This window comes from Desulfitobacterium dehalogenans ATCC 51507, from assembly GCF_000243155.2.
Classification (GTDB): domain Bacteria; phylum Bacillota; class Desulfitobacteriia; order Desulfitobacteriales; family Desulfitobacteriaceae; genus Desulfitobacterium; species Desulfitobacterium dehalogenans.
The window spans coordinates 134,578-158,646 of the sequence record NC_018017.1 but is presented as its reverse complement, the minus strand read 5'-3'; the positions used below and the strand labels follow the sequence as shown (position 1 = coordinate 158,646).

Sequence of the window (24,069 nt, the reverse complement as noted above, 5' to 3'; positions counted from 1 at the left end):
AAAGGGACAACTTCTGCTTGTCCTATGCATTTATATGCAAATGTTCTCTGCATTATACCTTTAATCTATCCAGGAAGGCCCGTGTCTTAAACTTTAGCCGGAGGAAACTATCTTACCGCCGGTAATGAGTCTTTAACCAGAGTAAAAGCAGTAAAGAGGTGGCAAAAACCAGAAATACGAAACTCACTTTAAGGGCAAAAGCAATCGAGGACCAATACATTGAACTCACCGAAGTCCCTGTCACCCAAGGTATTGCTGCCCTGAATATCTTAGCGACGCCTTGACCTATGAGCAAAAAAAGTCCCAGCCCGGAAAGAACAGCGATAACGCCAACAATTCCTATGGGGGTATCCAAATGCCAACGGCGGGTTAATTCCTTTTTCATCCAATAAAACTCAATTCGTAACTCTCGAATAAAGCGGTTCAGCATTATCATTCACCTCTTGCTAACAGATTATGTTAGCAAGGTTCCGCAAAGAATTTGGCCCTTCGGGTATAGAATTGCTAATTTTTGGATAGAATTTCTTCCAAGGAGGTGGATTCATTTGCCTAAGTTCTCCGATGACGGTAAATATGTCCATTGCGCTTTTTGTAATCAGAAATTCCGTTTCGAGTTTGATGCACTTCATCATGAAAAAGAGAAGCACGCCGACAAAATATGATTTGACTTAAAAGAAAGCCGCCCATAATCCTCAGGATTATGAGCGGCTTTCTTAAACTCATGAATTAGTGCGGTTTACCCTGTAAAGGCCATGACCGTAATTACGGTAACTACTAAAAGCGCCAGAACAAATAAACCTGATTTTACGTCCAGATGCAGCTTATCGAGCATTCAAGTCCCTCCTCTTCTTTACATATTGGGGAGTTCGATGACATGTTGATAGGGTTGCAAGAGTTACAGTAAAATCTTCCCATCTACTGGTACATCCATTGCTTCAAATGATGGTGTTAATGATTATCAGTATAATACCATACAATTATGATTATTCCAATATGCTTTATAATATTTAAAAATATTTTCCTTACTCTTTCTTCTTGTTTTTATCCTTTGAACCCTCGGTATGATTGCTATAACGAGATAGTACGGCAAATAATACCCCAATGACTATCCATATCAAACCCGAAGTCAGATTTCCCAAAACAATTTTATAAACCCCCGCCGCGATAAAAGCGATTCCCACTAAGAGGTACCATAAATTGATATTCCTATTCATTAAAACCCTCCTTTCCTTAGTCCTGACTACCTCAATTCTACCTGACAACTCCATCTCTGCCAATAAAAAACTGCCAACGACCTCATCTGACGATAAGATAATTGGCAGCCTTTCATCATAACAGAATAGAAAGAACGATAGCTGCTGCAACCGCGACAACAGCAAGGATAAAAATAACAGATTTCGGGTGAAGATTATAATTGTTTTGCACGCGAAATCCCTCCTTCCCTGCCAAATTGGGGTAGGAGATACTCGGGGTGCGTATTAGAAGTTTACACGAATTGCGATGACCCTTTTAAACACCTCCTTTATTCAAATTTAGTCCAGTAAACCTGCTGGGCTACTATAGGTCGTCTAGTCTTAGACAGCATCCCGATTAGGTCCAACCTCACGACAAGATAGTATTTCGCCACAGAAACCTAAAACACCTTCTTCAAAATATGAAATTTTTCCATAACTCAGAAAATTAATTATCTACTATATTATCTACTTATTCATAGAGCACCAGCTCCCCACCTATCATAGATCATGGACAATAAAAACCTTATAGCCTAAATTAATATCTTCTTTAAAATCTCCAGATACTTCCTGGAAAAGGCCCCTTTCTGGCCCTCCAAATAAGCTAAAGCTTCCTCTACCCCCACTGTCTTCCTATATGGCCTTCCTGCCGTTATCGTATCGAATGCATCAGCAATCATAACAATCTTTACATATTCATTAATTTGATCCTCTTGCAGCTGATTTGGATATCCACTTCCATCTAATCTTTCATGATGCTGAAGTATTATATCATGGCTTAACATAGCAAGCGAACACTCCGCAGTGCATTCTACACCTAATTCGCAGTGTTGCCTGAGGATATCCTTCTCCGTATCACTCAGTGATGTCTTCTTATGTATAATTCTTTTCGGGATAAGCAATTTCCCAATGTCGTGAAGGATCCCCCCTAACCCAAGATCCCAGAGTAATTTTTGAGAAACCCCCGACTCCATTGCCATCATCAAGGAAAGAAGAGCCACATCAATAGAATGGGTATAGAGCCAATCAATATGGTTACCTAATGCCGTGAGATACATATACCATGGTTTCTTTTTTGATTCAAATACTATATTGACAAGTAGAACACTTGCCCGATTGAGCAATTGATCGTCCGCTCGTTTGTATCGTTCATCAAGTTTATATATTTGTTTTTTAATTTTTTCATAGGATTCTTCTCCTGTTAAAGGATGCTCAACATTTACTTGTGTTTTTTCGATCTGCTCTAATTCAGATAAAAAGCCATACTTTCTCTGAAGTCTCAAAAACTGTTTTAAAGTAATTTTAGTCCCCTTAGCTGATAAAAGAAGTCCTTGCTCATTGTAATAATCCCTTGGGCAAACAACTCTTTTCATACCTACTGACTCACCTCCACTAATTATGCTCTTAATTCATACAAAAACTAATAGTTATGCAACAATATTACAATATTGTTGCATAATTAATGGATTGTTTAATAAAGAAACTTCAAAATTTGCTTTTATTCTCACCAAGACTCAAAATATTCTTTAGAAATGAGGTATGATTTGACTATTCATAACCTTAGTTCCTAACATAAAGATTATAATGAATAAGAAAAATGCACATAGGAGGAAATATCATGACTGTCGAACCTATTCGAGATAAAATACAAATACTGGCATTGTATAACCATCTAAACCAGTTTCATCCTAAATATGCTATGATCTTTAAATTTGGAATTAACACCGGATTGAGAATCAGTGATATCATTACACTTAAGGTTTCAGATATTTATTTTGAGAAGCGGCAGTTCAGAGATTACTTGGTTTTAACGGAAAAGAAGACTGGGAAGCTAAAAAAAATTAAACTGAATGATACTCTGCGGGAAGCATTGGCACTTTATATTAGTGAGCAAAATTTAGAACTAGGCGACTATTTGTTTCCCAGCCAAAAGGGGGGCTATATAGGTAGAATTCAGACATACCGAGTATTGAAACATTCTGCCGTCACATTAGGAATAGAGAATTTTGGCACACACAGCCTTAGGAAAACATGGGGTTACTGGACATATAAACTATCTCAGTACAATATTGGTTTGGTCATGGATATCTTCAACCATAGTTCACAGAGTGTCACTCTACGCTATATTGGTATTAATCAAGACCAAAGAGATCAGTTGTATGATATGGTTCAGCTTTAATAGAACATTCTTCTTTGTCTCAATGCCTGAAGCTTCGTGATTAATCTGTCATTATTGACATGCATAGACCCAGTAAGGTATATTGAAAATAAGAAATGCAACAATATTGTAATATTGTTGCATTTCTTATTTTTTATCGCTCCGCACTTTATACAAAGCTTTCGATGCATAGGCTTCTTGATTGCTCTAGATTTTCTCTAAGGGTTTTAAAGTGGGCCCTTCAATGGGGTTACCCTCTATATCGTAGCGAGAGCCGTGACAAGGGCAATCCCAGGACATTTCTGCATCATTCCACTGAACCTCACATCCCAAATGAGGACAGGTGGTATCCACCCTATGCAGGTTCTTCTCAGAATCCATATAAATCCCCACACGACGACCATCCATATTGGCAATCACCGCCTCACCAGGGCTTAGGCTATAGATTTCTTTTCCTCGCATGAGCTTCCCCGCAGCAAAGTCAAAAGCCAGCAAGGAACTATTCGCCACGAAGCTTGCTGCGGAATTTAAAGTTATTTGTCGAGAAGGATCATAAACCCCCTGCCAAGGGGAGTAACCCTTCACGATCCGATCCCGGATGATTAAAGCGGCTACGGTACTGTGAGTCATTCCCCATTTCCGAAATCCCGTCGCAATCAATAGATTAGGCTTACTCTTGCTGATTTGTCCAATGTAAGGCACCTCATCCAAGGTGGTGCAATCCTGTGTAGACCAATAATAGGGGAATTCCTCTACGGTAAAAAGTCCCCGAGCGAACTCCATGAGATTTTTATAGTGTTCAGTCAAGTTTTTCCCATGTCCTGTTCTGTGCTTTTCACCAACGACAAGAATTCTCTCCCCATCAGGCGTGGGCAGTCCCCTCAAGGAACGGGCCGGATCTTCGGCATTAATGTACATTCCGCCGGGAAAAGACTCCTTGGCCTTAAGGACTACAGCATATTCCCTTTCTTGATATATTCTGGATACATAAAGACCGGGTAAAATGTGGAATGGGTAGTGAGAAGCTATCACCACATAATCGGCCTTTACCTTGCTGTCTTGCTGGGTTAGCACCAGAAACGGCCCATCCCCTCGAATATCCACAGCTTTAGTCTGTTCAAAAATATGTCCCCCCTTTTCTCCTATCCTTTGAGCCAGGGCCAGAAGATATTTACGGGGATGGAACTGTGCCTGCTGTTCAAAGCGCAAAGCGCCTTTGATTGAAAGAGGGAGGTCCAACTCAGTTACATAATGGGCGTCAATTCCGCATTGCCGAGCCGCTGCCAGTTCCTTCTCAAGCTTCTCTTTGGTTTTATTCTGCTGGGTATAGATATAAGCCGGCTGCCGCGTGAAGTCACAATCAATATTCTCCCGTTCCACCAGCTTCGCCACGAAGTCTATAGCGGATTCATTGGCTTCAGCATATTGCCTTGCTTTTTCCGCTCCTATCTGCCGAAGGATTTTATCGTAGATGAGGCCGTGCTGAGATGTCAGCTTAGCCGTGGTATAAGCTGTCGTACCCTGGAGGATACGATCTGCTTCCAGTACGGCCACCTTAAGGCCTTCCTGGGTGAGAAGATAAGCCGAGCTGATTCCGGCCATTCCCCCGCCGATTACCGCAACATCAACAGAAATATCCCCTGCTAAAGAGGGGTAGTTGGTTTTAGGTGTGGAATCCAGCCAATAAGAGGGTGGCGTCTCAAGACTTTTATCCAGAAAATACTTGCCCGCTGTATGATGAATCTTCATGAGTTTATACACTCCCTAAAACCATAGTTTTTTTACTGTCTTTCTGCATTGACTGCCTTATTTAGGTTACCCCCTTTTTCCATTATCACTCCTTCTTAACTCCACTCCTTTAGTTTGACCTTATTTATATTCTTCCTTCAAACTATAATTATCAAAACTACAATATGCAGAAAATAGCTCTGAAAAGTCGGGCGCACACCCTATGGATTTGCTACTCTATGCATAGGAGGTCATGGTCAATGAATTCCATCCGTTCGTTGAATAGGGCACTGGAGTATATCGAAGAGCATCTAGCGGAAGACATCGATTTGGAGGAAGCGGCGAGGCTGGCTTATTGTTCCGAATATCATTTCAGAAGAATGTTTACCTTCCTGGCCGGAATCACCCTATCAGAATACATCCGTCGCAGACGCCTCTCCCAAGCCGCCTTTGAGCTGAGAGACCAAGATGTCAAAGTCATTGATATTGCTTTGAAGCACGGTTATACTTCTCCCGATTCCTTTACAAGAGCTTTTAGAGAACTCCATGGTATCACACCCTCAGAAGCCCGGAGGGACACCCATTCCTTAAAAATCTACCCTAAAATGATCTTCCAACTCACGATTCAAGGAGGCAATGAAATGAACTGCCGTATTGTTGAAAAAGAATCCTTTCGTATCGTAGGTCTTATGAAAAGAGTAGCCATTCAATTTAACGGTGTGAATCCGGAAATCACAGCCATGTGGGGTTTATTAAACCCTGGGATGATTCAACAGCTGAAAAACCTCTCCAATATAGAGCCTTTCGGTCTTCTACAAGCCTCCACCAACTTTTCCGAAGGTCGTATGGAGGAAAAAGGCGAACTGGATCACTATATCGGCGTTGTTACTACCCAAAAGTGCCCAGACAATCAAAACTATGCCACCCTTGAAGTCCCGGCTTCCACCTGGGCTGTCTTTGAGTCCGTCGGCCCCTTCCCCGAAACCCTACAGGCCGTCTGGGGAAAAATTTATTCTGAATGGTTTCCCTCTACCAACTATCAACTGGCCCAAGGCCCGGAAATCATGTGGATGGAGAATTTTGATTTCGATTCACCGGATTTTAAGAGCCAAATATGGATACCCGTGAGGAAATAGCATCCCATTGACCTTGCGGCACCCGCAAAAAACCCTCAACAGTCCATTCCTATGGAACAACTGTTGAGGGTTTCGTTGCACTATCAGAAGTATTAACCACTCATATGTATAAAAAAAAGCTTTCCAACTCATTGCGATTCCATATTAGACATCAACGCAAATATAGATTATCCTAATAGTAATATAACTATAGAAAACGGGCAAACCGTTAATTAAGGGTTAGATTGATTAAAAAGGGGGATTTACAATGACAACAGCGTTATGGATTTTAGCTGGATTGGTCTATCTTACATTTGTGGTAATTTATCTAAGACGTGAAATGGTGAAATTATGCCATCCTCATACATTGAACCACGAGAACAAAGTGCCTAATCACCAACCTGAACCCAAAACTCACCTCTTCTTAGTTCATACATCTCGGTAAGTACTAATGACTCCATCACTGGAGCCTTAATGATCCTTAACTAATGAGGGACAGTAAATGGGCGGCATTTACTGTCCCTTATATCCTTAAGCTTGCTGCGCTTAAGGGTATGTTACGAAATATCTTCCAAAGCCTTACCACCGGTTCGCATTCCCCACAGCAACAACACCGCCACAGGGATACAGACCATAATGGCGACCATGTTGTACACACCGGAGAAATAGTATAATCCGAACACCACAGGCACTATATTCTGTAATACTGCAGTGGCTAAACGTCCTGAAGCATTGTGGATGCCTGTTGAGGTATTTCTCATCTTTGTGGGGTAATTCTCTGCAATATAGCTAAAGGTAATAAAATTTAAAGCCATATTGGCAGAGATCAAAAGAAACCCACAAACCACAATAGAAATAAATCCATCGACTCTACCGAAAATCACCGCCAAAACAGCTACACTGACAGCCATCGCTGCCATAGGTATCTTTCTTCCTCCCTTATCCGCAATCAAGGAAGAAAAATAACATCCTGCCGGAACACCAAACATAAGCAGGGTGGAGGCTGTTAGAGCATCTTCAACCCCTAAACCTCTTTGACTCAGAAGAGTTGGGGTCCAGTTGGTGATCACAAATCCTGCAGGTACTGTTAACATAACAAAGCATAAAATCACGAGGGTCCGCTTGATGTATTTCCGGGAGAAAAGACCAATGATAACTTCCATAGTCTTCACTTTAGGTTCTACTTTGGAGGCTGCTTCACTTAAGTCAACCTTGACATGACTTAAGTCTTCAATGACCTTTTCTGCTTCTGTGATTCTGCCTTGAGCTACTAACCAACGAGGAGATTCTTTTAAATACTTCAGCCCCAGAAAGAACCCTATTAAGCCCAAGCCCCCAACATAAAAGATATACCGCCAAGCATCAGGGCTCATCGGAACAACGATTCGGCATAAGATTCCTACCAAAGGAGCAGCCATAAAGCCCACTGAAGCCGTTAGACTCTGCCACTTTCCCCGGGTAGCTGATGGTGACATCTCGGCAATATAGACCTGGGAAGTAACCATCATGCAGAAAATACCAAACCCTGTAACAGCACGAGTTAAGGTAAACATTGTAACGTCCGTAGCGAACCCATTAGCAACTGAAGCTATGGAGAATATTAGGATGGAGCCGAGGAAGGTCTTTCTCCGGCCGATAAAATCCGAGATAACTCCTCCTGTTAAGCCGCCAAGGGTCATAGCTACAAAGTAGGCAAAATTAATCTTTCCCACATCCGCCATGGTGATACCCCAGCTCTTCATTAAGGCCGGAGCAATAAACCCAAAATTCCAATTGTCCATTTGCTCGAAAAAATAAGCCAGCATAATAATCAGGAATAAGATCTTATGGACTGATGTGACTTCCAGACCATCGAAGTAGTTGTTTTTAACTTTGTGAGATGTTTTGCTTGCTGTCGTCTGCGAATTCTCTACCAAAGCTGCCATTTCCATTCTCCTTACTAATGTGAAAAATTAAACTTTTGTTGTTTTATTCTTCACATAACTATAGATTTTACTTTATCCTTGGTCTTTCATTACCTTTTGAACTACACGTGCTGTATTTTGCTAAAGACCCGAGACAACAACTCTCCTTTCCTTTGCACTTGTGTTCTCAATCCTAATTATAGTTAATTGTTATACATCTCACAAAACAGCAATTACTTTACTTATTCCACAAGTAAAACTTGTTAATCATTCATGGTCTTTGCAGTGCTCTCCAGACACTCTAAAAACTTTTGTGCCGGAAGTGACACAGGATGTTCCGCAGAAGTGGCCCAAGTATAAATGAGCTTTAAGCGCATATCTGACTGCACTGTAAGCTCCTTCAACAGTCGATTCTCATTGAGTTCCAGCATAGAAAAGGCACCCATTGCCAACCCGTCAATAATGGTTTGACGGAACAATTCGTTGTTTAGGGTTTTTAAAAAAACCTTAGGCGGAAGATCCGCTCTGCTAAAAATCTGAGCGATGATTTCTTCGTATTGCTGTGTATCATAATAGACCATGGGCAATTTCACCATAGCATTGGCGGATCTCAGCTGCTCATTATTTAAAGCCCATGACTTAGGAACGCATACAATCAATTCGTCTCGCAAAATCTCCTTATAAACCAAGCCAGGGTAGGCTTGCAAAGGACTCCCCTTACCCTGTTCCTGTGCTTCCGGATAATTGATAAGGCCCACTACCGTAGGGTTCTCCTGAATCCAGGCAATAGTTTCTAAGGGGGCTTTTTCCTTAATCGTTAAGTTCACATTGGGGTATTTTGTTTTAAATAACTTTAAAGCCTTAGGCAAAACCGCCGTTCCCGAAACATGAGTATGAGAAAGGGTCAAATTCCCCTCCACCATTTGCTCTTGTCCCTGTTTAAGTTGTTCTAACTCTGTCGTTAATTCATCGTATTTCTCGATGATTTCTTTTGCTTTTTGGACAGCTATTTGCCCCGCATCGGTCAGGCTAATTCCGTGCCGACTTCTATGAAACAGCATAGCATCAAGTTCCTGCTCTAACCGTGAAATGACTTGACTCAATCCTTGCTGGGAAATATGCATCCTCCCCGATGTTAATGTAATGGACTTAGAGTGGGATAACTCTATTAGAAAAATTAAATCTGTGATACGCATTTCAAACACTTCCTCACCGCAGTCGCTTATTTATCTGTATAAAGAGATGAGTGACACTTTGGTCCGGATAAGTTGACCAATTTCCCTTTATTGTACCTGCTTGTTATAAAAGGTTCAATCCCTCTGGCTGCAATTCCCTCTAAGTAATTATTGGCATCAGGATTTTTGCTCTTGCCTGAACCTTTAATACTAAAAAAGATGCTCCCCTAATGAAACAGACTGGCATACACTTCTGTCTATTTTTAGGAGAGCATCACTCAATTCGGTCTTCTCATCAGCACTTTAGAAAGCAGGAATCCTAACTGTGCCTACTCTTAGAATTGCGCTGACAAATGAGTGTCATATCTCTTGTTATCGATATTCAGATAAATTTCAAACTCACCGGACAATCCTTCTCTACTTACATAGAATTGAAAGTCATTGTCGTTTTGCTCTTCGAAGGAGACGCAAGCAGCAGTAACATCGTGAACCTCGGTAGGAATATTATAGAATTTGGATTGCTCGGCTCCCTTTAATTCAAGGAATACCTGGGATCCTTCTTTAAAGCTTGCTCGAACCGCTAAGCGGTCTTCTTCAAGAACGATATTGAGATTGTGTTTTTCCGGAAGCTCTTTTTCAGCATCTTTGAATTTAATTTTCATGAATTCAGGGGTTACTCCAAAACCGCCGAGGAGTTCACCTTTTCCAAGGATAAGGTTGGTTTTTTCATCGTATGGGCTAATTCTTCTCGCCCTGTAGTAATTACCCCCTTGAACCTTTAACTCATACTTTAACTCATCATTTTGTACTTCTACTGTGATGGATTCTAAGGTTAAATGGATATGCTCATCTTTGTATTTGTTCAGGAGCATTGCTCCTAAGCCATCGGTGTGCTTACCTCTGTAAGTAGCGATACCGCCGGAGTGAACCATATAATGGCCTTCGCCGTAATAGTCTACATTGCAGATATAAGGGGAGTAGAATTCGGCCCCTCTTTCCTTACCGTACTGCCATACTTGTTCGATCTCCATTTTATCGGTATTGATTCTATAAATTACACCGCGCGAGAAGTTTTGCTCAGGCTCCACGCGGTTAGCCTCGTTTTTAGAACGATAAGTTCCGTTATCAAAGATGAAGACATCACCATTGGGCAGAATTCTTGCAGCATGCTGCTCATACTGCCAATCAAAGTCTCCCTTGGTAATATTCTTGAAGAAGTATTTTTGCCATTCTTCCGACCAACCTTCGGGATCGCCGATAATCCAGTTCAATGCTCCGCTATCATAGTCAAAGTTGATGACAGCGTCCATATGACGGCCTGACATGGTGATGGAATTAGTGGGTTTATCGTACCACACCGAGTTATTGTGGAACCAGTCATGGTGATTCCAGTCTCCCGCTTTGCCTTCGCCTCTGGGGAGGATTTTTTGCAGATCCCAGGACTTAACGATTGCTCCCGTAGCGCGATCGATTTCTACCACGAAGTCTTCCACGGAATCGTTGAAATCGTTATCAGAAGCAGCTAAGATGTTGCCATTTTCCAACTCAACGGCATCATGGTGGTAGCCACCGGGGAGACGATACTCTTTATAAATCTTTCCGCAGAAATCCATCTCCATGACACCAACGGTATAGTAAGGTTTTTGAACGGTTCTATGGGAAGTATAGAGCAATCTTCCGTTTTCTAATTTTTTAATATCCCAGCTCTGCAGATTGGTAATGCACCATCTCAGATCCCCGGCATAGTCAAAGCCAACCGTTCTTGCAGATTCAATAAGAGGTGTTGTGGTAGAAATCAGCATGAAGTCTTTGCCAAAATACCCTGATGTCGTCTTACAATACTGAGCTTTGTTTACATTGAGTTCTTCAATTTGAACTTTAACTTCAGAGGTTTTACCGTTGCCCAGCTTAACCTCCACGGTATTTACATAATCATCATATAATCCGTAGATCGGTAAAACATGCTCTTTAGCTGCGGCAAAGGTATGGTTAAGATCCCCTTCTACTGCTTTCCCTTTAACCGTGATCTCCGCGGTTGTTTCTTCATCGGTGTTAAAACAAATAACTGCTGCGAGGGGGTTAATAATATATGGATTTTTAACAACCAATGGATTCTCTACAGAATAATTCCCCGATCTCAGTTCTGCTAAAAACTTCTCCTCAGACTCAGCTTGCAAAGTAATGAGGTGCTTTTCGGTATCTAAGTAGGTTCTCAAAACTTCCACTCCTTACTAATAAAATTTAAAGTTAGGTTTTGTCAGCATTACCATTTGAGCATTTGCTCTTGTTCCCTCTAGCACAATCATATACCAATTCATTTGCCTTGATAATAAATAGTTTTTTGGCATATTCCACAACGATTTGTTGTGCTTATTAAATAAAAGCTTAAATGGCAGCTATCTGGTCGATAGTCTGCCATTTTTTTCGCTTTAAGAATGCATAATTATGCGTTCTTACTATATCTTATAAACTTAAAACTGATTATAAATAAAATTCACCTCATTGGATTCTGCCAATACATACATCAATATGATACCTAGTATTATCACCGTATAAAGCAGGCTTTCACTGAGCATAGGTAAGAATCGCTTCATTCACTTCCACCCACCCTTTCCACCCCAGGTGCATGGTATCCCGCAAAAAATATTTATCATATTCATGATCGGAAAAATCAGCAAGGTCGTATCCTGCCTTGCTAATAAGTTCCTTCACTTTTTTATAATACTGAGTTCTATCCTCCTGAGGGAATCCGCAATAATCATACCAAAATCCGTTAACCGGAATACTGACGAACAATGGTTCAATCTCTAATTCCTGACACAGCAGAAGCAATAACTCGAAATCCCTATACTCTGGAGAGTCCAGATAAGACTGGTCTTGCATAGTGCCTTTGAGATCAGGAAGCTTTTCTTTCAGATATTCATTAAAATAACTGTTGTCAATTCCAAATTCATTATTATCCGAAAGAGCTTTCCCCACCTCTTGGGCACGCTTCTTTTCAGATTCCCAATCTACCTCCACATTGAATTGCTTCATTGCCGATTTGGAATCACCCCTCCTATCCCCTTTCCAATGAGCAGTATTTTCCATAAGGGTTCGGTAGCCCTGGACACGGTCCTTGGTTAATAACTGGGCCTCCTTTAATCTATAGTAGGGTTGTAAAACTCCCAAAAAGCCTCGGGCATACCCGGCATCATTGTAGGAGAGGTAGGATAGAATTCGCATATCCATACTTTCATCTTGAACTAATAAGGAACTCACCCGTTGGGCAACCAAGCTTTTTAACTGAGGACTGATCCCTTCATTGTTCAAAAAGGCTAGATAGTGCAGTTGGGAAAAATTCTTCTTAAAGTCGTCAGAGGTTATCCCTGTTTTGCCGAACCACTGGGGAGAAAGAAAGAATACGATCTTTTCTCCTTTAAGGGAATAGCCTAAAGCACCGAAATTAATCAGATGAATCAAGCTTTGACAATACCCTCTACCAATCAGGTCATAATAAACGCCTTCGTATTGTCCCGTAAAAAAGTTTACCGGCTGAAAGGGATCTTTTGACCCGCTCAACTCTGAAGAGCCATAAACCAAGATGCTGTTATCCTTTTCTATCCCGGTCCTCTGAAGTACCATGCCTTGGTTCTTCTGAATATTTAATTTATAGCCAAAGGCCGGGTCGTAAGCCTCATTAATTTTAGAGGCTAGGATCTCGTTACCCGCCCAAACTATAAGACATGAAATGACCAAGGCCAAAGCTAAGGGGAGAAATCGTCTCATCCAGCAACCCTCTTACTAAAGGTGGCGATGATTTTCGCCGGAGTCTCAATATCTGTTCTTTCTATCTCTGTGGGCTCAATTTTGATCCCTAACTCTTCTGCGCCTACTAAAAGTTCAATCACTCCTAAAGAATCCAAAATCCCGGCCTCAAAAAGATTCATATCTCGTTCATTTCGCACCTCATCGGTACCACAGACTCGTTCCAATAAACTTAAAATCTTTTCTTCCATTTTTGATCTACTCCTTTATTATCAAGAGGCTTATAGTATTTGATGATGTTAACCGGTGGCACGCTTCCCGCTCCAGCTCATTCTCCTCTACGCCTCTTCGTTGCCATGGGTTCTCTCCTGTATGTAAGCTACCCTTACGGGTCGTTAGGACCACTCTACTTGAATAAATATCCCGAAAAGATTAGAAAACCAAAGCAAACCAGGTTAAATGTAATCAAAGTGGATGCCGCAGTCCAGAGGGGATAGTTCTTATATTTCTTATAAAGGGTACTATGTCTCTGAAAGTAGTCCGTACTTATAATCAGTACCCCGTGATAAAGGCCATAGAGAATGTAATAGATCTCGGTACCATGCCAAATTCCCATGGTTCCCATAGTTAGCAGATAGCCAAGATAAGATGCGGTGTATCTGTTTTTAAAGCGTTTTTTCTTCATGGAAGCCATGACAAAGCGTGTATATAGGTAATCTCTGAACCAAAAAGATAGGGTCATATGCCAGCGATTCCAAAAATCTTTGATATCCTTACTTATAAAAGGTTTATTAAAATTCTCCGGCGTCCTAACTCCCAGGATATAACTTATCCCAATGGCCATCAGGCTATATCCCGCAAAGTCAAAAAACAAATAGAAGCTATACCCATACATATACTTTACGGTTTCGACTAGGTCATAGGCTTCTGTGGGAATTTTACTCAACCAATAGATGTAGATAATATTCCCTATAATAAATTTATAACCCGCTCCAAGGAGAAGCTTTCGCAGTCCCAGATAGACCCTATGGAGATACTCATCCCGTGGAATAATCTGATTTACTTCTTCCAAGAATCTTCTGGAGCGATCAATGGGCCCTGAACTTAGGGTTGGGAAGAATAAGAGAAAATAAGTAAAATCCAATAGTCTTACTTCCTTAATGAGACCGTCGCTTATTTCCAGAAGCATCTGAACGACCTTAAAAGTAAGATAGGAGATTCCCAAAAAACCCAAAAATCTATCCGTAAAAAGATGACCCCATTTGGATAAAGCCAGGGGAAGTAAGGCTAAAAGGACGGCAAGCCATAAAATCCATCTTTGGGGGTACTTTTGCCTCAGAAAGCTATATCCTTTAACGAGAAAGAGCTCCCCCAGGTAAAATAACACCAGACAAAAAAGCTGAAGCTTAGAATCTGAAAAAAGAAGCCCGATGATGAGCAAAGATGCTAAGAGTCCATAAAGTTTAAGACGTTTTTCCATTACCCCTAAGAGAATGCCTGGAAGTAAAATCAATCCGATGACGTAGAAGAAAAAAAGATTACTATAGGGAATCACTGAAACTCCTCCATAAGTGCAACTCGATTCACTTTGCCATTGACCGTCATCGGCAAAGAATCCCTAAACATGATTTTTCTTGGAATCATATAGTCCGGCAGATAGTTTTTTAATTCAGCTTTGATCATCTGCCCCATCTCAAAGTCCTTTTTATCGAACTTTTTGTTCGGAACCACTACCCCTGCCAGATAGTGAACCCTCTCTTCCTTCTTAATGGGCAAGACCACCGCATTTGCAACCCATTCCACCTTGCGCAGGTTATTCTCAATATCCTCTAACTCAATTCGATAGCCATTCAGCTTGATCTGAAAGTCGATTCTCCCTCCATAATGAAGAAGTCCTTCTTTCAGGTAACCCTCATCCCCTGTCCGGTAGCACCGTTTCACATCCCCGTCGAAGGACTGATTAAAAAAAGCCTTATCCGTCATTTCTTCGTTGCGATAGTATCCCGGGCTTACACTATCACCTACGATGACGATTTCACCCCGGTCTCCTTCCTCCTGAGCGACCCCTTCCGAGTCCATGATGAGAATTTTGCAATCCTCCTTAACCCTTCCTACCGGCAAAGGCTCGCCCTTGGCGCACAACTCCAAATCCACTAAGAGAGCTGTCACCGCCACAGTCGCTTCCGTAGGACCGTATGAGTTAATGACCTTGGCTTGGGGAAATCGTCGGTATAATTTTTCCGCACATTGATTGCTCAAGGTCTCTCCACAAAACATAAACACTTTCATATTAGGAAGAAGTTCGCTCTTGAAGCTGGAGTCCCCCAGGCACATCTCTGCAAAGGATGGAGTTGAGACCCAGACTGTTACTCCGGATTCTTTAAAATGAGCAAAAAGTTCCTTCGGCTCAGCGATCATGGCCTTATCAATACTGTACAGGGTAGAACCGGAGGCAAGGGCCAGATAGAGATCCATCACAGACAGATCAAAGGAAAAGGGGGCCTGGTTCAGGAAGACCTCTCCCTCAGGAAACCGACCCACTCCCACACCCCAGCGGACAAAACTCTCCAGATTAGCCAAGGTTATCTGAACCCCTTTAGGTTTTCCTGTGCTTCCCGAAGTATAGATAATATAATAGGTTTCATGGTGTTTTACTTGATAATCTTTAGGTGGAGTCTTGCCTAAACAGGACCGAATCAATCGGTTAATCTCATTTGATTGGACTGTCCTGATCCCTTCCCGTTCCGGGCTCTCGCCAGGTGAGAGAATCAATCTGGTCTGAGAGCTCCGAATAATATCTTCGATTCGCTGACTGGGCAAAGAAAAATCCGCGGGGATATAGGCATGTCCAGACTTTACACAAGCCAAAAAGCAAATGAGCATTTCATGCTGCTTGTGACCATACACAACAATGGGCGTTCTATCGTCCCCAAAAGTTTCAATTAAATAACAGGCCAAAGCATCGGACGCTTCTTTTAATTGTTTATAGGTAAGTCTACTATCCTTATATTGATGCGCCACTCGATCAGGACAGCTTTCAGCATAGCTGTCTATTCTGGATATGAGATTCAACTTTTAATCCTCCACTCAATGCAAAGGTGTTCCTCCTTATCCTATCACGAATCCGCTCATTTGCAAATATTGGCTTTTAAAGCAGCTTATGAGCTATTGCCCGATTACAACTTTTGGGATACTTTAACTGCTCATTGCGAGTGTCTTGAATTATATAACACAGAATATAATCGTGAACATATGTTTCCAGCCATTATGTTTAATATACTTATGTTATTATCTGCCAGGTTATCCAGTTGTACTGACCCATAAAAAATTAAAAACATTCCAGTGTATTTCCTGACTGTTTTACATCCAGGGAAAGGAATGGTTATCAAATGAATAATAAAACCCTCATTGGAATATCTATCGTCTTAATCGCACCAGTAATTTATTACCTATTCTTTATGATGTGGGCTAATAAACCTTAAAGGTTTATTAATTCGAACCTTATACGCATCACTACTCCATGCCCTGCCTCGTTGCGCTGGCATTAAGCCCCACGCTTTGCTTGGAAGACCTGAACAGCTCCAGTTTCGTCATACCGCCCGCATCGTTCTGGGGCATAATTTCCCCCGCTCCTCTCCCAGTAAACTCAGCAAGAGGAGAGGCTGGGTGTAAGTCAAATTCGTCACTGGGGGTCTGTTGACAAATAGGGTAAATCATAGCGATTAAGGACCATCAACAATAATTAACTGAGAGATTTCTCTGCAGACTTACTATCCTCAGCTTAATTTGCGGATAGGAGACAGCTGGCCTGAGCGGTGCTGTCCCATACTTCACCAATCTTTTCAGGTTCAGGGCCATTGCCGAAAAGAGGCATTGTTCCTGGACTTTCTCAATGCCTCGCTTGCGAGTGAACCTTAGATTGTGACATCGCTTTTGAAGAGCAAAATTCCCTTCACATATTACCTGCCGCTTGCGCATGACGTAGCGGTATAAGGCTGTTCCGACTAAGGCGTGATGGCGTTCCTGATCTTCTTGATAGAAATCCCGTCTGACTTCTTTGTAATTCGCCTTCCCGGCAATACATTGGCTTTTCAAAGGACAGTTTTTACAATCTTCTGATCGTGTGACATAGTTTTTACCCACTCTGTAATATGCTTTTCTTACACCTATGTAACGCAGTGTGCAGTCGTTAGGACAGATATAACGGTCATTCTGAACGTCATAGTGAAAATCCTCAATGGTAAACAGTCCTCTTTCTTTACGCCAATGGGCTGTATGACCAGGATTGACAGGGATATAGGCTCTTATTCCAAGCTGATGTAATCCATGATGAACTGCCACTGTATCATAGCCGCTATCCAATCCCGCATAGCGGAAGGAAAGTCGACATTCTTTCTTTTGGTAAGCTATCCGTTCCACACAATAGGGGGCGTCGGTCACATCCCCCGGCGTGACATGGACGTCGGTTACGATACCATAGCGGATATCTGAGCTTTGATGGCAAAGGTAGTGAAAGCCTGCCGGCTTGGGATGTCTGTGCATCCACCCAGCTTCAGGATCAGAGAGAGACTTTTTTTTAACCGTCAAGGTCATGTCTGCCTCTTCTGTTTTTTGCCGGATATGACCGCCGTGCTCGTCGTTGAGCTTGAGCCAGTAGTCATTCGGACCTTCCACAAGAAGGACTTTCTCTGCATGTCCGTTAGCGGCATTGGCTTTAATATGGGTAGAATCCATGACAACGCATTCACCGCCGATGAGTCCTGCTTCGGCGCAACGCTCAACCACGGTATTAAAGATCTCCCGAAACACTTCCGTATCTTTGAACCGGCGTCTGCGGTTTTGAGAAAAGACAGAGTGATCCGGAACCTTATCTTCTAAGTCAAGACCTAGAAACCAACGATAGGCGATATTGACGAGGATCTCTTGTTCCAGCTTCCGTTCGGAGTCTATTCCGTAGAGGTAGCCGATCAGGAGCATTTTCACCAGAACAACCGGATCAATCGACGGTCTTCCTTTATCGCTGTATAACGGTCTCATGATGTCATAGATGAAACTGAAATCTATGGCTGCGTCCAGCTTGCGCAGAAAGTGCCCTTTCGGCACGAGGTCCTCCATAAAGACACAAAGCATCCGGTTTTGTTTCTGTTTTTCCTCTTTCATCATTGGCGCCACCCCCTACACTATTATACCATGTCGAAGGAGATACCCTTTGATTTTCTAGGGTCTAAGGGGAGTGATGGTGAAAAAACGCCGGTTTTGAGACGAGTCATCTAGATGAGTAATTTCGAAATGATCTAATCTTAAACTTACTTGTCATATCTCGATGTTGGCTGACAAGCATCTGTGCTTTTGTCAACAGACCCCTGGTGACCAATTTGAACTGTCGGATCCCTCAGGGAAGCTTGACCAAGCTCCCCGCTTTTTTCAGCCTGTGGCCGGATCGTACTCCTCCGGTATATTTTTTCCGCTAGGAAAAAAGCTAAAACCATACCTAAACAAATTCCCCATACATAACCCACATAACTCAAAAGGACTACGCATCTCTGCATAGTCCATTCGCTTACCTGGCAACGACTTACTTTCCCAGGACCCTGCGGTCCAAGTATCATCAGCCCTGAAGGTCTTAACTTCCGTGTTCGGGATGGGAACGGGTGGTACCCCTCCGGTATAGTCACCAGATCTTTATGTGGTTATCTTTGAGTGAACTTCCTGTTCCCTCAAAACTACACAGAGTCTTCTTCACTGTAATTAAGCTTCCATCTTTCCTCACCTTAGTCTTGAGCCCCTCAGTGAGGTGACCTTTCCATGACCTTACGTTAGGTCAAGCCCTCGACCGATTAGTACCCGTCCGCTCCATGCGTCGCCGCACTTCCACTCCGGGCCTATCTACCTGATCATCTTTCAGGGGTCTTACCAGCTTACGCTGTGGGAAATCTCATCTTGAGGCCGGCTTCGCGCTTAGATGCTTTCAGCGCTTATCCGATCCGGATATAGCTACCCAGCACTGCCTCTGGCGAGACAACTGGTACACCAGTGATCCGTCCAACCCGGTCCTCTCGTACTAGGGTCAGTTCCTCTCAAATTTCCTGCGCCTGCGACGGATAGGGACCGAACTGTCTCACGACGTTCTGAACCCAGCTCACGTACCGCTTTAATGGGCGAACAGCCCAACCCTTGGGACCTACTACAGCCCCAGGATGCGATGAGCCGACATCGAGGTGCCAAACCTCCCCGTCGATATGGACTCTTGGGGGAGATAAGCCTGTTATCCCCAGGGTAGCTTTTATCCGTTGAGCGATGGCCCTTCCACTCGGTACCACCGGATCACTAAGCCCGACTTTCGTCCCTGCTCGACTTGTTGGTCTCGCAGTCAAGCTCCCTTGTGCCTTTACACTCTTCGCGCGATTTCCATCCGCGCTGAGGGAACCTTTGGGCGCCTCCGTTACTCTTTAGGAGGCGACCGCCCCAGTCAAACTGCCCACCTGACACGGTCCCCAACCCCGATTCAGGGGCCTAGGTTAGAACTTCAGTACAAAAAGAGTGGTATCCCACCTGTGACTCCACCAAGGCTGGCGCCCTAGCTTCTTAGTCTCCCACCTATCCTGTACATTTCATACCAAAGTCCAATGTCAAGCTACAGTAAAGCTCCATGGGGTCTTTCTGTCCTGTCGCAGGTAACCCGCATCTTCACGGGTATTACAATTTCGCCGAGTCCCTCGTTGAGACAGTGTCCAGATCGTTACGCCTTTCGTGCGGGTCAGAACTTACCTGACAAGGAATTTCGCTACCTTAGGACCGTTATAGTTACGGCCGCCGTTTACTGGGGCTTCAATTCAAAGCTTCGCTCTTTCGGGCTAACCTCTCCTCTTAACCTTCCAGCACCGGGCAGGCGTCAGCTCCTATACTTCTCTTTTCAGATTGGCAGGAACCTGTGTTTTTGATAAACAGTCGCCTGGACCTCTTCTCTGCGGCTCTATCTCTAGAGCACCCCTTCTCCCGAAGTTACGGGGTCATTTTGCCGAGTTCCTTAACGAGGGTTTTCTCGCGCGCCTTAGGATTCTCTCCTTACCTACCTGTGTCGGTTTACGGTACGGGCACTAAGTAAGCTCGCTAGAGGCTTTTCTTGACAGCTTGGAGTCGGTTACTTCGCTACTTATTTCGCTCCCCATCACCTTTTAGGTTTATTCGCGAGACGGATTTGCCTATCTCACACCCTACGGGCTTGGGCGTGCTCAACCAACGGCACGCTTAACCTATCCTTCTGTGTCACCCCATCGCTCAAACGCTTCTCAGTGGTACTGGAATCTCAACCAGTTGTCCATCGCCTACGCTTTACGCCTCGGCTTAGGTCCCGACTTACCCTGGGCGGACGAGCCTTCCCCAGGAATCCTTAGGTTTTCGGCGGGTGAGATTCTCACTCACCTTTTCGCATACTCATACCGGCATTCTCACTTCTATTCACTCCACCAGACCTCACAGTCTGACTTCGCTGCGAATAGAACGCTCCCCTACCCCTGGAACGGAATTATTAAACCCTTAGCTTTTCTTGAGCCCCTTGAGGACATTTGGAAATTTTGCTTTCATTCAAGCCTTTGTCTTCCTCATTGGAAGCAAAATTCCTGATGCAACTTCCCTTAGTGCTCCTTTTCTAAAGACTTAATAATTCCGTTCCAAGCCATAGCTTCGGTGATACGCTTGAGCCCCGTTACATTTTCGGCGCAGAACCACTCGACCAGTGAGCTATTACGCACTCTTTAAATGGTGGCTGCTTCTGAGCCAACATCCTGGTTGTCTATGCAATTCCACATCCTTTTCCACTTAGCGTATACTTGGGGACCTTAGCTGATGGTCTGGGCTGTTTCCCTTTTGACTATGAAGCTTATCCCCCACAGTCTGACTCCCAATCTAAATTCTTGGCATTCTGAGTTTGATAAGGTTCGGTAACCCGGTAAGGCCCCTAGCCTATTCAGTGCTTTACCGCCAAGAATCATTAATTGAGGCTAGCCCTAAAGCTATTTCGGGGAGAACCAGCTATCTCCGTGTTCGATTGGAATTTCTCCCCTACCCACAGCTCATCCCCTGTCTTTTCAACGACAGTGAGTTCGGGCCTCCAGTGGGTTTTACCCCACCTTCACCCTGTCCATGGGTAGATCACACGGTTTCGGGTCTACAGCATGTAACTAATCGCCCTGTTCAGACTCGCTTTCGCTTCGGCTCCGACTTCTCGTCTTAACCTTGCTACATACCGTAACTCGCCGGTTCATTCTACAAAAGGCACGCCATCACACCTTTATGGTGCTTTGACTGCTTGTAAGCGTACGGTTTCAGGTTCTCTTTCACTCCCCTCCCGGGGTGCTTTTCACCTTTCCCTCACGGTACTGGTTCGCTATCGGTCGCTAAGGAGTATTTAGCCTTGGGAGGTGGTCCTCCCAGCTTCCCACGGGGTTTCACGTGTCCCGCGGTACTCAGGATACCCTCACAGTCTTTCTCTCTTTCGCCTACAGGAGTGTTACCTTCTTTGCTCGGCCTTTCCAGACCTCTTCGACTAGAGATACAGACTTAATAGAGGGTCCTACAACCCCAACCCCCGAAGGGATTGGTTTGGGCTGTTCCCGTTTCGCTCGCCGCTACTCAGGGAATCGATTATTCTTTCTCTTCCTCCGGGTACTTAGATGTTTCAGTTCCCCGGGTTGTCTTCTGCAACCTATGGATTCAGTTACAGATATCCAGATATGACTCTGGATGGGTTGCCCCATTCGGATATCCACGGATCAAGGCATGCTTACTGCTCCCCGTGGCGTTTCGCCGCTCGCCGCGTCCTTCTTCGACTCTTAGCGCCTAGGCATCCACCGTACGCCCTTAGTAGCTTGACCAAACGTTTTTTGCCGCCACTTCTAGGTTTTAGATGTTATCCTAATTACAGTTTTTTCTTCTCTGTGCAGTTTTCAAAGAACATAATAAACATTAGAGAAACCAGATATATTATGGTGGAGGTAAGCGGGATCGAACCGCTGACCCCCTGCTTGCAAGGCAGGTGCTCTCCCAGCTGAGCTATACCCCCACAATATTAATCTTTTATGGTGGGCCTAGGTGGACTCGAACCACCGACCTCACGCTTATCAGGCGTGCGCTCTAACCAGCTGAGCTATAAGCCCATAGAAGACTTTATGGTCCCTCAAAACTAAACAACAAGTTAGCTTTTAACTTCAACAGCTTCATTTCTCATACTTTACGGATTGCTCCGTTTTGCCTCTTCGGCTTTCAGAAGTCTCTTAAGACTTCTCCAACTTTGAATCGTTTCACTTCATTGCTTCCATGACGTCCTTCAAAGCATCGACCTTAGGATATGCTCACTACCAGAGTGAACATGTCTCCTTAGAAAGGAGGTGATCCAGCCGCACCTTCCGATACGGCTACCTTGTTACGACTTCACCCCAATCATCGGCCCCACCTTCGACGGCTAGCTCCCTTTCGGGTTACCTCACCGGCTTCGGGTGTTGCAGACTTTCGTGGTGTGACGGGCGGTGTGTACAAGGCCCGGGAACGTATTCACCGCAGTATGCTGACCTGCGATTACTAGCGATTCCGACTTCATGTTCTCGAGTTGCAGAGAACAATCCGAACTGAGACCAGCTTTCTCGGATTTGCTCCACCTCACGGCTTCGCTTCCGTCTGTACTGGCCATTGTAGCACGTGTGTAGCCCAAGACATAAGGGGCATGATGATTTGACGTCATCCCCACCTTCCTCCGGTTTGTCACCGGCAGTCTGTCTAGAGTGCCCAACTTGACTTGCTGGCAACTAAACATAGGGGTTGCGCTCGTTGCGGGACTTAACCCAACATCTCACGACACGAGCTGACGACAACCATGCACCACCTGTCTCATAGCTCCCCCGAAGGGCACTCCCATGTTTCCACGGGATTCTATGGATGTCAAGCCTTGGTAAGGTTCTTCGCGTTGCGTCGAATTAAACCACATGCTCCACCGCTTGTGCGGGCCCCCGTCAATTCCTTTGAGTTTCAACCTTGCGGCCGTACTCCCCAGGCGGAGTGCTTAGTGTGTTAACTGCGGCACAGAGGGGGTCGATACCCTCTACACCTAGCACTCATCGTTTACGGCGTGGACTACCAGGGTATCTAATCCTGTTTGCTCCCCACGCTTTCGCGCCTCAGCGTCAGTTACAGTCCAGAAAGTCGCCTTCGCCACTGGTGTTCCTCCACATATCTACGCATTTCACCGCTACACGTGGAATTCCACTTTCCTCTCCTGTCCTCAAGATAACCAGTTTCCGATGCAGTCCCAGGGTTGAGCCCTAGGTTTTCACACCAGACTTAATCATCCGCCTACGCGCCCTTTACGCCCAATGATTCCGGACAACGCTTGCCCCCTACGTATTACCGCGGCTGCTGGCACGTAGTTAGCCGGGGCTTCCTCCTCAGGTACCGTCATGCAAGTACAATATTTTCATACTTGCCGTTCGTCCCTGAAGACAGTACTTTACAACCCGAAGGCCTTCGTCGTACACGCGGCGTTGCTCCGTCAGACTTTCGTCCATTGCGGAAGATTCCCCACTGCTGCCTCCCGTAGGAGTCTGGGCCGTGTCTCAGTCCCAGTGTGGCCGTTCACCCTCTCAGGCCGGCTACTGATCGTCGCCTTGGTAGGCCTTTACCCCACCAACTAGCTAATCAGACGCGGATCCATCCATTAACGATAGCATGTTCAGAGGCCATCTTTCCTTATCCCATGATGCCATGGGATAAGCTTATCCGGTATTAGCCCTCGTTTCCAAGGGTTGTCCCGGTCTATTGGGTAGGTTATCCACGCGTTACTCACCCGTCCGCCACTAAGAACTCTCTAAGCAAGCTTATTGAGTTCTCCGTTCGACTTGCATGTGTTAGGCACGCCGCCAGCGTTCGTCCTGAGCCAGGATCAAACTCTCCATAAAATTTATGAAGAAAATTTGATTGCTCAAATTGTCTTTACTCATTTGACGAGTCATTGGCTGTTCC

Annotated in this window: 16 protein-coding genes, 2 tRNA genes and 3 rRNA genes; 2 read left to right on the top strand and 19 right to left on the bottom strand. The window is 44.2% G+C overall.

Going from position 1 to position 24,069, the window contains the following annotated elements:
* Positions 1-112 precede the first annotated feature (112 nt).
* The 3 genes from DESDE_RS00745 to DESDE_RS00735 all read right to left on the bottom strand — a co-directional run bounded on the left by DESDE_RS00745 (position 113) and on the right by DESDE_RS00735 (position 2,605).
* On the bottom strand, positions 113-430 hold the full coding sequence (locus DESDE_RS00745) for a hypothetical protein (RefSeq protein ID WP_014792139.1): 318 nt from the start codon (positions 428-430) through the stop codon (positions 113-115).
* Between the two features lie 592 nt (positions 431-1,022).
* Positions 1,023-1,214 (bottom strand): hypothetical protein, encoded by a 192-nt coding sequence (locus tag DESDE_RS00740; RefSeq protein WP_014792137.1) that lies wholly within the window; start codon positions 1,212-1,214, stop codon positions 1,023-1,025.
* Between the two features lie 551 nt (positions 1,215-1,765).
* The gene (locus DESDE_RS00735) at positions 1,766-2,605 is read right to left on the bottom strand and encodes an HD-GYP domain-containing protein (RefSeq protein ID WP_014792136.1); all 840 of its coding nucleotides are present in this window, start codon (positions 2,603-2,605) and stop codon (positions 1,766-1,768) included.
* 245 nt (positions 2,606-2,850) lie between these two features.
* On the opposite strand from DESDE_RS00735, the gene DESDE_RS00730 reads away from it, so the two are divergent.
* Positions 2,851-3,411, top strand: coding sequence for a tyrosine-type recombinase/integrase (locus tag DESDE_RS00730; protein ID WP_014792135.1), 561 nt, complete (start codon positions 2,851-2,853; stop codon positions 3,409-3,411).
* Positions 3,412-3,597: 186 nt separating this feature from the next.
* Here the strand turns inward: DESDE_RS00730 and DESDE_RS00725 are convergent, their stop codons facing one another.
* Entirely contained in the window at positions 3,598-5,139 is a 1,542-nt protein-coding gene (locus DESDE_RS00725; protein ID WP_014792134.1) for an FAD-dependent oxidoreductase, read from the bottom strand.
* 239 nt (positions 5,140-5,378) lie between these two features.
* On the opposite strand from DESDE_RS00725, the gene DESDE_RS00720 reads away from it, so the two are divergent.
* Positions 5,379-6,254: an AraC family transcriptional regulator gene (locus tag DESDE_RS00720; protein WP_014792133.1), complete on the top strand. Its 876-nt coding sequence runs from the start codon at positions 5,379-5,381 to the stop codon at positions 6,252-6,254.
* A gap of 536 nt (positions 6,255-6,790) precedes the next feature.
* Here the strand turns inward: DESDE_RS00720 and DESDE_RS00715 are convergent.
* The 15 genes from DESDE_RS00715 to DESDE_RS00650 form a co-directional block, all read right to left on the bottom strand.
* Entirely contained in the window at positions 6,791-8,158 is a 1,368-nt protein-coding gene (locus tag DESDE_RS00715) for an MFS transporter (protein ID WP_014792131.1), read from the bottom strand.
* Between the two features lie 242 nt (positions 8,159-8,400).
* A complete protein-coding gene (locus tag DESDE_RS00710; protein ID WP_014792130.1) occupies positions 8,401-9,333 on the bottom strand; it encodes a LysR family transcriptional regulator in 933 nt (310 codons plus the stop codon).
* 314 nt (positions 9,334-9,647) lie between these two features.
* Positions 9,648-11,528: an aryl-sulfate sulfotransferase gene (locus tag DESDE_RS00705; RefSeq protein WP_014792129.1), complete on the bottom strand. Its 1,881-nt coding sequence runs from the start codon at positions 11,526-11,528 to the stop codon at positions 9,648-9,650.
* A gap of 255 nt (positions 11,529-11,783) precedes the next feature.
* Positions 11,784-11,837: a hypothetical protein gene (locus DESDE_RS22940; RefSeq protein ID WP_242831386.1), complete on the bottom strand. Its 54-nt coding sequence runs from the start codon at positions 11,835-11,837 to the stop codon at positions 11,784-11,786.
* A gap of 40 nt (positions 11,838-11,877) precedes the next feature.
* On the bottom strand, positions 11,878-13,080 hold the full coding sequence (gene dltD, locus DESDE_RS00700; protein ID WP_014792127.1) for a D-alanyl-lipoteichoic acid biosynthesis protein DltD: 1,203 nt from the start codon (positions 13,078-13,080) through the stop codon (positions 11,878-11,880).
* On the bottom strand, positions 13,077-13,310 hold the full coding sequence (gene dltC / locus DESDE_RS00695) for a D-alanine--poly(phosphoribitol) ligase subunit DltC (protein ID WP_014792126.1): 234 nt from the start codon (positions 13,308-13,310) through the stop codon (positions 13,077-13,079). The genes dltD and dltC overlap by 4 nt, the downstream gene beginning before the upstream one ends.
* 155 nt (positions 13,311-13,465) lie before the next feature.
* A complete protein-coding gene (gene dltB / locus DESDE_RS00690; RefSeq protein ID WP_014792125.1) occupies positions 13,466-14,614 on the bottom strand; it encodes a D-alanyl-lipoteichoic acid biosynthesis protein DltB in 1,149 nt (382 codons plus the stop codon).
* Positions 14,611-16,131, bottom strand: a complete 1,521-nt coding sequence (gene dltA, locus DESDE_RS00685) for a D-alanine--poly(phosphoribitol) ligase subunit DltA (RefSeq protein ID WP_014792124.1) — start codon at positions 16,129-16,131, stop codon at positions 14,611-14,613. Before dltA ends, dltB begins: the two co-directional genes overlap by 4 nt.
* 441 nt (positions 16,132-16,572) lie before the next feature.
* On the bottom strand, positions 16,573-16,776 hold the full coding sequence (locus DESDE_RS22240) for a hypothetical protein (RefSeq protein ID WP_041917179.1): 204 nt from the start codon (positions 16,774-16,776) through the stop codon (positions 16,573-16,575).
* Between the two features lie 15 nt (positions 16,777-16,791).
* Positions 16,792-18,222: an IS1182 family transposase gene (locus DESDE_RS00675; RefSeq protein WP_041917178.1), complete on the bottom strand. Its 1,431-nt coding sequence runs from the start codon at positions 18,220-18,222 to the stop codon at positions 16,792-16,794.
* A 399-nt stretch (positions 18,223-18,621) separates the two neighbouring features.
* A 5S ribosomal RNA gene (gene rrf, locus DESDE_RS00670) occupies positions 18,622-18,738 on the bottom strand.
* Between the two features lie 138 nt (positions 18,739-18,876).
* Positions 18,877-21,932 (bottom strand): 23S ribosomal RNA (locus DESDE_RS00665).
* Between the two features lie 112 nt (positions 21,933-22,044).
* Positions 22,045-22,120 (bottom strand) — tRNA-Ala (locus DESDE_RS00660).
* Positions 22,121-22,137: 17 nt separating this feature from the next.
* A tRNA-Ile gene (locus DESDE_RS00655) sits at positions 22,138-22,214 on the bottom strand.
* A 224-nt stretch (positions 22,215-22,438) separates the two neighbouring features.
* Positions 22,439-24,005: ribosomal RNA gene (locus DESDE_RS00650) — 16S ribosomal RNA — on the bottom strand.
* Together the 16S, 23S and 5S rRNA genes with 2 tRNA genes alongside form the textbook arrangement of a ribosomal RNA operon.
* Between the last annotated feature and the right edge of the window lie 64 nt (positions 24,006-24,069).

Excerpts from the sequence above, each read along its gene's own strand:
- DESDE_RS00745 (WP_014792139.1), bottom strand. The coding sequence starts at position 430 with ATGCTGAACCGCTTTATTCGAGAGTTACGAATTGAGTTTTATTGGATG.
- DESDE_RS00740 (WP_014792137.1), bottom strand. The coding sequence starts at position 1,214 with ATGAATAGGAATATCAATTTATGGTACCTCTTAGTGGGAATCGCTTTT.
- DESDE_RS00735 (WP_014792136.1), bottom strand. The coding sequence starts at position 2,605 with ATGAAAAGAGTTGTTTGCCCAAGGGATTATTACAATGAGCAAGGACTT.
- DESDE_RS00730 (WP_014792135.1), top strand. The coding sequence starts at position 2,851 with ATGACTGTCGAACCTATTCGAGATAAAATACAAATACTGGCATTGTAT.
- DESDE_RS00725 (WP_014792134.1), bottom strand. The coding sequence starts at position 5,139 with ATGAAGATTCATCATACAGCGGGCAAGTATTTTCTGGATAAAAGTCTT.
- DESDE_RS00720 (WP_014792133.1), top strand. The coding sequence starts at position 5,379 with ATGAATTCCATCCGTTCGTTGAATAGGGCACTGGAGTATATCGAAGAG.
- DESDE_RS00715 (WP_014792131.1), bottom strand. The coding sequence starts at position 8,158 with ATGGCAGCTTTGGTAGAGAATTCGCAGACGACAGCAAGCAAAACATCT.
- DESDE_RS00710 (WP_014792130.1), bottom strand. The coding sequence starts at position 9,333 with ATGCGTATCACAGATTTAATTTTTCTAATAGAGTTATCCCACTCTAAG.
- dltD (WP_014792127.1), bottom strand. The coding sequence starts at position 13,080 with ATGAGACGATTTCTCCCCTTAGCTTTGGCCTTGGTCATTTCATGTCTT.
- dltC (WP_014792126.1), bottom strand. The coding sequence starts at position 13,310 with ATGGAAGAAAAGATTTTAAGTTTATTGGAACGAGTCTGTGGTACCGAT.
- DESDE_RS22240 (WP_041917179.1), bottom strand. The coding sequence starts at position 16,776 with ATGATTTACCCTATTTGTCAACAGACCCCCAGTGACGAATTTGACTTA.
- DESDE_RS00675 (WP_041917178.1), bottom strand. The coding sequence starts at position 18,222 with ATGATGAAAGAGGAAAAACAGAAACAAAACCGGATGCTTTGTGTCTTT.